Source organism: Conexibacter woesei DSM 14684 (assembly GCF_000025265.1).
In the GTDB taxonomy this organism is placed as follows: domain Bacteria; phylum Actinomycetota; class Thermoleophilia; order Solirubrobacterales; family Solirubrobacteraceae; genus Conexibacter; species Conexibacter woesei.
The window spans coordinates 1,037,201-1,050,540 of record NC_013739.1; the positions used below are offsets into that span (position 1 = coordinate 1,037,201).

Annotated in this window: 9 protein-coding genes; all 9 read left to right on the top strand. The window is 71.5% G+C overall.

The features are described from left to right. Nucleotides 1–4 precede the first annotated feature (4 nt). The 9 genes from CWOE_RS04955 (at nt 5) to CWOE_RS04995 (ending at nt 13,340) form a co-directional block, all read left to right on the top strand. Nucleotides 5–805, top strand: coding sequence for a nitrilase-related carbon-nitrogen hydrolase (locus CWOE_RS04955; protein ID WP_012932477.1), 801 nt, complete (start codon nt 5–7; stop codon nt 803–805). Beyond that, nucleotides 802–2,409, top strand: a complete 1,608-nt coding sequence (locus tag CWOE_RS04960; RefSeq protein WP_012932478.1) for an APC family permease — start codon at nt 802–804, stop codon at nt 2,407–2,409. Before CWOE_RS04955 ends, CWOE_RS04960 begins: the two co-directional genes overlap by 4 nt. 2 nt (nt 2,410–2,411) lie before the next feature. Continuing rightward, nucleotides 2,412–3,392 (top strand): metallophosphoesterase family protein, encoded by a 981-nt coding sequence (locus CWOE_RS04965; protein ID WP_012932479.1) that lies wholly within the window; start codon nt 2,412–2,414, stop codon nt 3,390–3,392. A 13-nt stretch (nt 3,393–3,405) separates the two neighbouring features. Next, a complete protein-coding gene (locus tag CWOE_RS04970) occupies nt 3,406–4,161 on the top strand; it encodes a nucleotidyltransferase family protein (protein WP_041731588.1) in 756 nt (251 codons plus the stop codon). 50 nt (nt 4,162–4,211) lie between these two features. Continuing rightward, the gene (locus tag CWOE_RS04975; protein ID WP_012932481.1) at nt 4,212–4,643 is read left to right on the top strand and encodes a hypothetical protein; all 432 of its coding nucleotides are present in this window, start codon (nt 4,212–4,214) and stop codon (nt 4,641–4,643) included. 150 nt (nt 4,644–4,793) lie between these two features. Further along, complete coding sequence (locus tag CWOE_RS30220) at nt 4,794–7,265, top strand: methyl-accepting chemotaxis protein (RefSeq protein WP_012932482.1); 2,472 nt, start codon at nt 4,794–4,796, stop codon at nt 7,263–7,265. A 114-nt stretch (nt 7,266–7,379) separates the two neighbouring features. Beyond that, nucleotides 7,380–10,187, top strand: a complete 2,808-nt coding sequence (gene acnA / locus CWOE_RS04985; protein WP_012932483.1) for an aconitate hydratase — start codon at nt 7,380–7,382, stop codon at nt 10,185–10,187. A gap of 59 nt (nt 10,188–10,246) precedes the next feature. Then, entirely contained in the window at nt 10,247–12,274 is a 2,028-nt protein-coding gene (locus CWOE_RS04990; protein WP_012932484.1) for an alpha/beta fold hydrolase, read from the top strand. A gap of 10 nt (nt 12,275–12,284) precedes the next feature. Further along, the gene (locus CWOE_RS04995; RefSeq protein WP_012932485.1) at nt 12,285–13,340 is read left to right on the top strand and encodes a M42 family metallopeptidase; all 1,056 of its coding nucleotides are present in this window, start codon (nt 12,285–12,287) and stop codon (nt 13,338–13,340) included.

A 13,340-nucleotide genomic window follows, 5' to 3' on the forward strand; every position in this document is an offset into this window, starting at 1 on the left:
CCCGATGCGCGCTCTGCTCGCACAGCTCGAGCCTGCGGCAGGCGACGTGGACGCGAACGCGGCGACGGTCGCCGCGGCGCTCGCGGAACACCCCGACGCCGAGCTGGCGGTCTTCCCGGAGCTGTTCCTGACCGGATACGACCCCAGCCGTGCCGCACAGCTCGCGCTCACCCCGGCCGACGCGCCGCTGCCGACCGTCTGCGCGGTCGCGAAGCGGCACGGCACGGCGCTCCTGCTCGGCTTCGCCGAACGCACCAAGCATGGGGTCGCCAACGCGGTCGCGTGCATCGACTCCGACGGCCGCTGGGCCGGCACCTATCGCAAGACGCACATGTTCGGTGCGACGGAGCGGGCCGCCTTCGTGCCCGGCGACGCGCTCTGCGTCGTCGAGCTGGCAGGCGTCAGCGTCGCGCCGCTGATCTGCTTCGACATGGAGTTCCCCGAGCCCGCGCGCGCCGTCTCTCGCGCTGGCGCCGCTCTGATCGTCACGATTGCGGCGAACATGGAGCCATACGGTCCCGACCACGCGCTCGCCGCCAGGGCGCGCGCGCTCGACAACCGCCGTCCTCACCTCTACGTGAACCGCGTGGGGGAGGAGGCCGGTCTGCAGTTCGTCGGCGGCAGCGCCGCCGTCGCGTCAGACGGTTCCCTCGTCGCCGAGCTCGGCTCGACGCGCGGGCTGACGGTGGTCGACCTCCCGCTCGGCGGGCCGGCGACCGATGACGTGGATTACCTGGAGCACCTCCGCGACGACCTCGTCGTCACGGCCATACCTTCCACCAGCGTCCAAGGCGGTCCCCGATGAGCAGTGAAGCACCAGGGCTCTTCACCCGCAGAGCGACCGGACTCGTCCGCGAGGGCCGCACGCGCGATGCGCTCTTCTACAACCTGCTGTGGTCGAGCGTCGGGCTGACGTTCGCCTTCTTCTGGCTGTTCGCCGCGTTCTACCCGGGCGCGAACGCGATGCTGTCGTTCCTGATAGCGGCCGCGCTGGGTCTTCCGGGCGCCTTTCTGTACGCGATGCTGACGCAGCTGATGCCGCGCACCGGCGGCGACTACGTCTTCAACAGCCGCTCGCTGCACCCGTCGATCGGCTTCGCCGGCAACTTCTCGTACTCGTTCTGGCTGGCGGTCGTGATCGGCGTCTACACGACGTACATCGCCGCCTACGGCTTCGGCGCGTTCGGCCGCATGATGGCGGGCTTCGGCGCGGGCGACAGCTGGCTCAGCTTCGGCGACTGGTTCTCGACCAGACACGGGCTGTTCATCACCGGCACGGTCGTGCTGATCCTTTCGGCGGCGATATTCGCCTTCGGCGGCGTGCGCCTGTTCTTCAAGATCCAGGCGGTCGCGTTCGGCCTCTACCTGCTCGGCGCGATCATCGTGCCCGTGCTCGTCGGCCTCTTCACCAGCCACGACACGTTCGTCTCGAACTTCAACGAGTACGCCGCCAACCTCGGCGTCAACGACGCGGCGGCGAAGCTGGCGGTGTCGGCGAGAGAGCTGGGCTTCGCACCAGCTGACTTCAGCTTCGAGATGACGCTCAGAGCGGTCTCGATCTTCTGGTTCATCTTCGGCTTCATCTTCTCCAGCAACTACTTCGCCGGCGAGATCCGCCTCGCGAAGCGGACGCACATGTACTCGATGCCGGGCGCCGTCGCGCTCGCCGTCATCGTGCTGCTCTGCATGGTCCCGACGTTCAGCCACGTCGTCGGCTACGACTTCGCCTCGCAGCTCGGCTACGCGGACCCGCTCGCCTACGGCTTCGCCGCCGGCGCGCCCGCCTACCCCGAGCTGATCGGCATCGCCTCCGGCACCCCGGTGATCGGCGCGATCGCGATCATCGGCTTCACGATCGGCCTGCTGACGTGGCTGCCGCAGACGCTGATGCTCGTCAGCCGCAACATGTTCGCGTGGTCGTTCGACAACGTGATGCCGGCGAAGCTGTCGCAGGTCGACCCGCGCTCGCGCTCGCCGCTGATAGCGATCGGCGTGATGCTCGTGCTGTCGATCGCCTCGACCGCGATCTACTCGTTCACCGACTGGTTCAGATCGGTGACCGCCCTGCTCGGGCTGACGCTGCCGCTGCTCGTGACCGCGATCGCGGGCACGCTGCTGCCGTTCCGCCACCCGGAGCTCGTCGCCGCCTCGCCGTACAGCCGCAAGGTCGCCGGGATACCGATCCTGACGCTCGTCGGCGTGCTGGCGATCCTCGGCTTCGGCGGCGCGATGGCGATCCTGCTGTGGGACCCGGTCTCCGGCACCTCGCTGAGAGACAACTCCGGCAAGGTCCTGCTCGTGATCGGCGTCTACCTCGGCGGCATGGCGATCTGGTGGATCTCGCGGGCGATCCGCAAGCGGCAGGGCATCGACGTCGACCTCGCGTACCGCGAGCTGCCGGCCGCCTGACGATGGGTCTGTTCAAGAAGAAGGACAAGCAGGGTGGCGGCACGTCCGCCACCCGCATCTACTACGCCTCCGACATCCACGGGTCGGAGGTGCTGTGGCGGAAGTTCCTCAACGCCGCGGCCGCCTACAAGGCCGAGGTGCTCGTGATGGGCGGCGACGTGACCGGCAAGGTCGTCGTCCCGCTCGTCGAGCAGGGCGACGGCTTCCAGGTCGACCTGTTCGGCCAGAAGTCGTTCGTCTCCGGCGAGCAGCTGGAGGAGATGGAGGTCAAGATCCGCAACAACGGCATGTACCCGCACCGGATGACGGGCGAGGACGTGCAGCGGGTCGCGGCGCTGACAGAGGACGAGCGCGAGCACTGGTTCGCCGACGTGATGCGGCAGACGTTCGACGGCTGGCTGGCGCTCGCCGACGAGCGCCTGACCGACGACATGCGCTGCTTCGTGATGCCGGGCAACGACGACCCCGAGGGCGTCGACCGCTCGATCGCGGAGGCGAAGAAGGTCGAGGAGTGCGACGGGCGGATCGTCACGTTCGGCGACTACTCGATGATCTCGCTCGGCTACGCCAACAGAACCCCGTTCGACTCACCGCGCGAGCTGACCGAGGAGGAGATCTACCGCCGCGTCAGCGCGCTCGCCGACGAGGCCGGCGACATGTCGCGGATGATCTTCAACCTGCACGTGCCGCCGTACGACTCCCAGCTCGACACCGCGCCCGCGCTCGACGACGACCTCGCGGTCGTGATGTCGGGCTCGGCGCCGAAGATGATCGGCGTCGGCTCCACCGCGGTCAGAGAGCTGATCGAGAAGTACCAGCCGATGCTGTCGCTCCACGGGCACGTGCACGAGTCCCCGGGCGCGGTCAGCATCGGCCGGACGCTCTCGATCAACCCCGGCAGCGACTACCACACGGGGCGCATCGCGGGCTGCTTGATCAACCTCAAGGGCGACACCGCGCGCCACCAGTTCGTCACGGGATGATGAGATGGACGCCATGACCGAATCCGGCTCGTTCCTCGACCGCCTGCCCGACGAGGGTCGTGGCGTGATCGCCGACGCCGACGCACGCGGGCTGAAGGTCCGCCTGCTCGGCGGGATCGCGATCAAGCTGCTGCTCGGAGACCGCTTCGACCCGGCCTTCGAGCGGCCGTACGGCGACATCGACGTGCTCTGCGGCCGCAAGGACGGCCGCGGGCTGGAGGAGCTGCTGGCGGCGCGCGGGTGGGAGCCGGCGAAGGAGTTCAACGCGCTCAACGGCGCGCGCCGGCTGCTGTTCCACGACCCGCGCAGCAGCGCGCAGGTCGACGTCTTCGTCGGCGAGTTCTCGATGTGCCACGCGCTGCCGCTCGCCGACAGCCTCGGCCGCCCCGGGCCGACGCTGCCGGCGATCGACCTGGTGATGACGAAGCTGCAGATCGTCGAGCTGAACGCGAAGGACCGCAGCGACCTCTACGCGCTGCTGTCCGGCAGCGACGTCGGCGACGGCGACCACGCGGCGATCGAGCCGCGGCGGATGGCGGAGCTGACGAGCCGCGACTGGGGCCTGCACCACACGTTCGAGCTGAACCTCGCGAAGCTGCGGGACGACGTCGCGGCGGGCGGCGGGCCGGCGGGCGCGGCGGTCGCGATCGACGCGCTGATCGAGGCGATGGAGGCGGAGCCGAAGTCGCGCGGGTGGAAGATGCGCGCGCGTGTCGGCGAGCGCAAGCGCTGGTATGAGCTGCCGGAGGAAGTCGATCGCGAGGGCTGACGGCGGTTGCCGCTTCACATCGGCGGTGCCGGGGCGCTAGGCTCGCGCTCATGACCCGCCTCGTCGCGCTGATCGCCGTCGTCGCGGCGCTCGTCGCGACCCCCGCGACGGCGCTCGCGCAGCAGAACCCGTTCCTGCAGGACGACGCGCAGCAGCAACAGCAGGCGCCGGTGCAGCCGGACGGCCCGCCGCCGCCCGCCCCGGTCGACACGGCCGACGACGGCGACGGGATGAGCCCGGCCGTCGGGATCGCGCTCGGCGTCGCGGTGCTGCTGCTGATCGGCGGCATCTGGTTCGCGATCACGCGCGACGCGCGCCAGGCGGCGCCGGAGCGCAGACGCACGCACACGGCCCGCACCGAGCCCGACGCTGAGATGCGGAGCGGGCCGGGGTCGAGAGGGCGTCATCACACGCGCTCGACGAGACACCGCAAGCCGAGCAGAAAAGAGCGCGAGCGCCGCAAGCGCGGCAAGGCGCGTTAGCCGGCCGGCGGCAGCGTCGGTCATCCGTCCAGGAACGCCGGCGTACTGGCGCGTGGGCGCTAAAGCGGTTTCGCACCGGGCCGATCACCGGAGAGCTGTCGTCCGTACGGCGCGCGTCCGGCGCGCCGTCCTCCTGGAGGTCTCGTCCCGATGTCCCGGTTGCCCAAGCTCCAGCTGCGCTCCGTCCGCGCGAAGCTGCTGCTCACGATCCTGCCCGTCGTCGCACTCGCGATCGGCGCGCTCACGCTGCTCGCCGTCAACCGCGCCACCAACGCGCAGGAGGACGCCGTCTACCGCGAGGCGGCGCAGCTGTCCGCCCGCGAGGCGAACAGATTCGAGGCGGAGGCGAGAGAGAGCGCCGCGCTCGCGCGCGGCCTCGCGACGCTGACCGAGAGAGACCGCTCGCAGGACCGCGCCGAGGTCAGCGACGTCGCGAACGCGTTCCTGCTCAGAAACCCCGCGCTGGCCGGCACCTACCTCGGCTTCGAGCCGAACGCATTCGACGGCCGCGACGGCGAGTTCGCCGGCGACGCGGACGCCGGTCCCGACGGCCGCTTCGCGGTCTACTGGGGCTACGACGCCGACAACAGAGTGATCTTCCAGGCGCCGCTTGACGAGAGCGCCGAGTACTGGCAGATGCCGAAGGAGACGAAGAGAGACGGCGTTGTCGAGCCGTACCTCTACGAGGGCGTGATGGTCAGCTCGTACGCCTCGCCGGTCATGCGCGACGGCAGATTCATCGGCGTCGCGCAGGTCGACAAGGCGCTGACCGCGCTCGACGAGACCGTCAGAAGAGTCCGCTTCCTCGACAGCGGCTACGCGTTCGTCGTCTCCAGACGCGGGCAGTTCGTCTCCTTCCCGGACAGAAGACTGGTCGGCATCACGACGCTGCAGGAGTACGCCAGAAGAACCGGCGACCCCGTCCTCGCCGAGGTCGCCGCGGCCGTCAGAGCGGGCAGAACCGCGCGCTTCGAGACGAAGGACCCGCGCACCGGCGAGGACGTCGTGATGTTCACCGCGCCGGTCGCGACCGGCGGGTGGGGCTTCGTCACCGTCGCACCGGTCGACGAGATCCTCGCCGAGGCGAGCTCGCTGCGGACATGGCTGCTGATCCTCGGCCTCGTCGCGCTGATCGTCGTCGGCGCCGTCGTGTGGCTCGTCGCGCAGCGGATAACGCGGCCGATCGCGGAGGTCGCCGAGGCCGCCGACCGCATCAGCCGCGGCGATCTGGAGATCGACGTGCGCGTGCGCTCGCGCGACGAGCTGGGCCGCATGGCCGCCGCCTTCCGCCGCATGGTCGACTACCTCCGCGACCTCGCAGGCGTCGCCGACTCGATGGCGCACGGCGACCTCTCCAAGCGGGTGCAGCCGAAGTCCGACGAGGACGTGCTCGGCCACGCGTTCGACCGCATGTCCGGCGAGCTGCGCGACGCGCTCGGCGAGCGCTCGTCGCTGGAGGCGCTGACCGAGCGGATGGACGCGCTCGAGCACCGCGACCTCGCACAGCTCGACGACGGCCTGCGCGCGATGGCCGACGGCGACCTGACGCGCACCGCGTCGGTCACGACGGAGCCGATCGTCGCGCCGGACGGCAAGCAGCCCGGCCGCCTCGCGCAGATCTTCAACGGCATGCTCGGCCGCGCCGGCACCTCCGTCGAGAGCTACGAGGGGATGCGCCGGCAGCTCGGCGGCATGCTCGACGACATCTCGCGCACCTCCGCGCAGGTCTCCTCCGCATCGCAGCAGATGGCGGCGACCTCGGAGGAGGCCGGCCGGGCTGTCAACGAGATCGCCGGCGCGATCGCCGACGTCGCGCAGGGCGCCGAGCGCCAGGTGACGACGGTCGGCACGACGCGTCAGGCGAACGACGGCGTCCGCGGCGCCGTCAGCGCCTCGACGGAGTCCGCGCAGGCGACGACGACGGCGGTCGGCGAGGCGCGCACGCTCGCCGAGCAGGGCGCCGAGGCGGTCAGCCAGGCGTCGGAGGCGATGCAGGCGGTGCGCGCCTCCTCCGAGGACGCGACCGAGGCGATCCGTGACCTCGGCGCGAAGTCCGAGCGCATCGGCGGCATCGTCGAGACGATCGGCGGGATCGCCGACCAGACCAACCTGCTGGCGCTCAACGCCGCGATCGAGGCGGCGCGCGCCGGCGAGCAGGGACGCGGCTTCGCCGTCGTCGCCGAGGAGGTCCGCAAGCTCGCCGAGGAGTCGCAGGACGCCGCCGCGACGATCGCCGAGCTGATCGGGGAGATCCGCCGCGGGACCGCGAGAGCGGTGCAGGCGGTCGAGGCCGGCGCGGAGCGCACCAGCGCGGGCGTCGCGACCGTCGAGGACGCCCGCAACACGTTCCGCAGCATCCGCACCAGCGTCGAGGACGTGCACGCGCGCGTCGAGGAGATCAACCACGCGATCGAGCGGATCGAGTCGGGCGGGAACCAGGTCCGCGACGACCTCGGCTCGGTCGCCGCGATCGCCGAGCAGACCTCCGCCGCGACCCAGCAGGTGTCTGCCTCCACGCAGCAGACGAGCGCCGCGACGCAGGAGATCGCCGCCTCCGCGCAGGAGCTGGCGAAGACCGCCGAGGAGCTGGAGAAGCTCGCGGCGCGCTTCACGCTCGCCTGAGCGGCGGGCCGGCGCGCGCTCGTGCGAGCGCGCGCCGGCCGATTCACGCGCGTGCGTGACAAACTCTCTTGTGCCTTACATGACTAAGACGCTTTCTTGACACAGGAGAACCCAATGTCCGCCAACAGCTTCGAGGCGAGAGCCACGCTGTCGGTCGGGGATCGCGACTACGAGATCTTCCGGCTCGACGCGCTGCAGTCGAAATACGACGTAGCGCGGCTTCCCTTCTCGCTCAAGATCCTGCTCGAGAACCTGCTGCGCAACGAGGACGGCGAGTCGATCCGCGCGCAGGACATCGAGGCGCTCGCGAGCTGGAACGCGAAGGCCGAGCCGAGCCAGGAGATCGCGTTCACCCCGGCGCGCGTGGTGATGCAGGACTTCACCGGCGTGCCCGCGATCGTCGACCTCGCCGCGATGCGCGACGCGATGAGCGCGATGGGCGGCGACGCGAGCAAGATCAACCCGCTCGTTCCCGCCGAGCTGGTGATCGACCACTCCGTCCAGGTCGACGAGTTCGGCACCAGATACGCGTTCGAGCACAACGCGCAGCGCGAGTTCGAGCGCAACGAGGAGCGCTACCAGTTCCTCCGCTGGGGCCAGGACGCGTTCGACGGTTTCGAGGTCGTCCCGCCCGACACCGGCATCGTCCACCAGGTCAACCTCGAGTTCCTCGCACGCACGATCTTCGTGAACGACAAGCTCGGGCAGGCATACCCGGACACGCTCGTCGGCACCGACTCCCACACGACGATGGTCAACGGCCTCGGCGTGCTCGGCTGGGGCGTCGGCGGGATCGAGGCCGAGGCCGCGATGCTCGGCCAGCCGATGTCGATGCTGATCCCCCAGGTGATCGGCTTCAAGCTCAGCGGCGAGCTGCCCGAGGGCGCGACCGCGACCGACCTCGTGCTGACCGTCACCGAGCGGCTGCGCGAGCTCGGCGTCGTCGGCCGCTTCGTCGAGTTCTACGGCGCGGGCGTCTCCGCGCTCCCGCTCGCCGACCGCGCGACGATCGGCAACATGTCGCCGGAGTTCGGCTCGACCTGCGCGATCTTCCCGATCGACGCCGAGACGATCCGCTACCTCCGCTTCACCGGCCGCGACGAGCGGCAGATCGCGCTCGTCGAGGCGTACGCGAGAGAGCAGGGCCTCTGGCACGACGCCGACTCCGAGGAGCCGACGTTCACCGAGACGCTCGAGCTGGACCTGTCGGAGGTCGTGCCGAGCATCGCCGGCCCCAAGCGTCCCCAGGACCGCATCGCGCTGTCAGACGCGCAGCCGGCGTTCCGCAGAGCGCTGAAGGGCTACGTGCCCGAGCTCGACGGCGAGGACGACGCGATCGACGACACGTTCCCCGCCAGCGATCCGACCGCCTCGCAGGGGCCGGAGAACGGCGACGCCCCCAGGCACGGTCACGACCACGCCCACTCGGCGGCCGCGACGGTCAAGCCGCGCAGCAGCCGCGAGACGCCCGTCACGCTCGCCGACGGCACCAAGACGACGCTCGACCACGGCCACGTCGTGATCGCCGCGATCACGAGCTGCACGAACACGTCGAACCCGTCCGTGATGCTCGGCGCCGGGCTGCTCGCGCGCAACGCGGTGCAGCGCGGCCTCAGAACGAAGCCGTGGGTCAAGACGTCGCTCGCGCCCGGCTCGAAGGTCGTGACCGAGTACTACGAGCGCTCCGGCCTCGACGTCTTCCTCGACCAGCTCGGCTTCAACCTCGTCGGCTACGGCTGCACGACCTGCATCGGCAACTCCGGCCCGCTGCCGGAGGAGGTCTCGAAGGTCGTCAACGACCAGGACCTCGCGGTCACCTCAGTGCTGTCGGGCAACCGCAACTTCGAGGGGCGCATCAACCCCGACGTGAAGATGAACTACCTCGCGTCGCCGCCGCTCGTCGTCGCCTACGCGCTCGCAGGCTCGATGGACGCCGACCTCGTCAACGACCCGCTCGGCGACGACACCGACGGCAACCCCGTCTACCTGAGAGACATCTGGCCCTCGGCGGCCGAGGTCGCGCAGACGATCGAGCAGGCGGTCCAGTCGGACATGTTCCGCAAGAGCTACGACGGCGTCTACGCCGGCGACGAGCGCTGGCGCTCGCTGCAGGTCCCGACCGGTGACAAGTTCGCCTGGGACGACGCCTCGACGTACGTGCAGAACCCGCCGTACTTCGTCGACCTGCCGCGCGAGCCGCAGCCGACGACCGACATCGTCGGCGCGCGCGTGCTGGCGCTGCTCGGCGATTCCGTCACGACGGACCACATCTCGCCCGCCGGCGCGATCAAGCCGGACAGCCCGGCCGGTCGCTACCTGCAGGAGCACGGCGTCGAGCGCAAGGACTTCAACTCCTACGGCGCGCGGCGCGGCAACCACGAGGTGATGATGCGCGGCACGTTCGCGAACATCCGCCTCAAGAACCTGCTCGGCGGCGGGACGCTCCCCGAGGGCGGCAACACGTACTACCTCGGCGGCGGCGAGCGCGAGCAGATGTCGATCTACGACGCGGCGATGAAGTACGCCGAGACGCGGACGCCGCTGGTCGTGCTCGGCGGCAAGGAGTACGGCTCCGGCTCCTCCCGCGACTGGGCCGCGAAGGGCACCAACCTGCTCGGCGTGCGCGCCGTGATCGCCGAGAGCTACGAGCGCATCCACCGCTCCAACCTCGTCGGGATGGGCGTGCTGCCGCTGCAGTTCAAGGACGGCGAGTCGATCGCGTCGCTGGGGCTCACCGGCGACGAGGAGTTCACGATCGCCGGCATCGCCGCAGGCGACACCGTGCCGCGCGAGGTCACGGTGAACGCGGGCGACAAGCAGTTCACCGTCACCGTTCGGATCGACACGCCGAAGGAGCAGCGCTACTACCGCAACGGCGGCATCCTCCAGTTCGTGCTGCGCGAGCTGCTGGCCGCCGGCTGACGCACCGTTCACACCGGGGCAGCGCCCGGCGCCGCGTGACCGGTCAGACTGGCTAGACCATGCTGACCTGGACACGCGGCGCCGCCGCCTCTCTCGCGACGGCCGCCGTGCTGGTCGCCACCGCCTCCTCCGCCGAGGCGGCCACCGTCGCACTGAGACGCTGCGCGCCGCAGTCCAAGCAGGACCGCACCCGCTGCGGTCGTGTCACCGTCCCGCTCGACCGCAGCGGCGCGGTTCCCGGCACGGTCGGGCTGCGCGTCCGCGTGCTGGAGCCGCGGCGCGGGCAGCCGAGCGGCACCGTCTTCGCGCTCGCCGGCGGCCCCGGCCAGGCGGCGACGCCGCTGATCAAGCCGATCGCCGAGATGCTGAGAGGTCCGCTGCGCTCGCGCCGGCTCGTGACGTTCGACCAGCGCGGAACCGGCCGCTCCGGCCGGCTGAGCTGCCCGTCGATCGCGCGCGCCCGCACCCCGCGGCAGATCGACGCGGCCGTCTCCGAATGCGCGCGCAAGCTCGGTCCCGCCCGCGCGTCGTACACGACGGCGGCGTCGGTCGAGGACCTCGAGGCGGTGCGCGCGGCGCTCGGCGTCGAGAGAATCGCCCTCTTCGGCGTCTCCTACGGGACGAAGGTGGCGCTCGACTACGCCGCCCGGTACCCCCAGCACGTCAGCCGGCTCGTGCTCGACTCGGTCGTGCCGCCGAGCGGCCCCGACCCCTTCATGCGTACGACGCTCGGCTCGATCAGACGGGTGCTCGACACGCTCTGCGCCGGTCGCGCCTGTCCCTTCACGCGCGATCCGGCGGGCGACGTCGCCGCGCTCGTGCGGCGGCTCGCACGCGGTCCGCTGCGCGGCAGCTGGCACGACGGGCGCGGCGTCGCCCACGGGGCGTCGCTCACGAGCGAGGACGTGCTGATGATGCTGCTCGCCGGCGACTTCGATCCGATCATGCGCGCGTCGATCCCGGCGGCCGTGCGCGGCGCCGCGCACGGCGACCCGGCGCTGCTGTTCCGGCTCGCGGCCGGCGGCAGCGCAGGCCTCGACGCCGAGTCGGGCGACAGCGACGCGCTCTACCTCGCGACGACGTGCGCGGACGGCGGCGTCCCATGGCCGGCCGGCACGCCGGTCGAGCAGCGGCCAGCGGCCGTCGACGCGATGTTCGCCGCGCTGCCCTCCTCCGCGCTGTTCCCGTTCGACGCCCGCACGCTGCGCCGCGCCGGGGTCGACCTCTGCCGCACCTGGCCGGAGTCGCCGGTCGCGCAGCCGGCCGCACCGCTGCCGGACGTGCCGACGCTGATCCTCTCCGGCGACGACGACCTGCGCACGCCGCGCCGCGACGCGCTCACGCTCGCCGCCGCGCTGCCGTCGGCGAGAGTGGTGACCGTGCCCGGGACCGGCCACTCCGTGCTCGGCTCGGACGTCGAGGGCTGCGCGTTGGCGCAGACCGCGCGCTTCTTCGCCGGCAGAAGCGTGCGCGACTGCGGCGGCGACCCGACGTTCCTCGATCCCGTCGCGCTGCCTCCGACGCGCCTCAGCCAGCTGCCGGCCGGTCGCGGCCTGCCGCCCCGCGTCGGCCGCACCGTCGCGGCGGTCTCGCTGACGCTGGACGACTTCGGGATGGTCTTCATCACGAGACTGGCGGAGCTGTTCTCGGGCAGCGCCGACGGGATCGCGTTCGGCGGTCTGCGCGGCGGCTTCGCCCGCATCGACAGACGCGGCTTTGTGCTGCACCGCTTCACCTATGTCCCGGGCGTCACGGTCAGCGCCCGCGTCAGCGCCCGCGCGGACGCCGACGATCCGCTCGTGCTGCGGATCGGCGGCGCCGGCGCAGCGCGCGGGACGCTGTCGATCGGGAACAGGGGTGTCACCGGCACGCTCGGCGGCCGCCGCGTGCGGCTCGACGACGAGTTCGAGCCGACCGGGCGAGGAGCTGCGGCCGGGAGCGTCGCGGTCACGCCGCGTCCGCTCGTCGCGGCCGTCGCGCAGCTGCGCGCGACGCTCGCCTCGCCCGACGCGCCGCGCAGCCCACTGCTGCCGCCGGCGCCGCTGCCGGGGCCGGTCGGTCTCGGCGGCGCGGGGGACGCTCGCTAGGCTTCGGCGAATGGCCACCCCTGAGTTCCTCCGCACGCTGCTGACGACGCCCGGGCCGTCCGGGTACGAGACCCCGGTCGCGAAGGTCTGGCGCGAGGCCGCCGCGGCCTTCGCCGACGTGAGTGCCGACACGGTCGGCTCCTCGGTGGCGCGCGTGAGCGGGACGGCGGGCGGGCCGCTGACCGCCGTGATCGGCCACATCGACGAGATCGGCGTGATCGTCACCCACATCGACGACGACGGCTTCCTGCGCTTCGAGGGCGTCGGCGGCTGGGACCCGATCATCCTCGTCGGCCAGCGCGTGACGCTGTCGACCAAGGACGGTGAGATCGACGGCGTGATCGGCAAGAAGCCGATCCACCTGATGAAGCCCGACGACCGCAAGAACGTGCCGGAGCTGAAGGACCTGCACATCGACATCGGCGCCAAGGACGGCGACGACGCCCGCGCGCGCGTCCGCGTCGGCGACGTCGCCGTGATCGCCGGCGAGCCGGTCGAGCTGCCGAACGACCGCGTCGTCTCACGTGCGATGGACAACCGCCTCGGGGCGTTCGTCGCGTTCGAGGCCGCACGGCTCGTCGCCGAGGCCGGCGGCGCGCCGGGCGACGTCGCCGCCGTCGCGGCGGTGCAGGAGGAGACGAACCTCGTCGGCTCCCGCACGAGCGTCTTCTCGCTGCAGCCGGACGTCGCGATCGTCGTCGACGTGACGTTCGCGACCGACCAGCCCGGCGTCCAGCTCGGCGAGCTGTCGAGACAGCCGTTCGGGTCCGGCCCGTCGATCACGCGCGGCTCGATGGTCCACCCGGTCGTGACCGAGCTGCTGATCGAGACGGCGGAGGCGGAGTCGATCCCGTACACGCTGTCGGCGGCCGGCCGGGCGACCGGAACCGACGCCGACGCCGTCCACCTCACGCGCGGCGGCATCCCGACGGCGGTCGTCTCGATCCCGCTGCGCTACATGCACTCGCCGGTCGAGATGGTCCAGCTCGGCGACGTGCACGCGACCGCGAAGCTGATCGCCGCCTTCGCGCAGCGCGTCTCCGCGGACACCTCGTTCCTGCGCTGA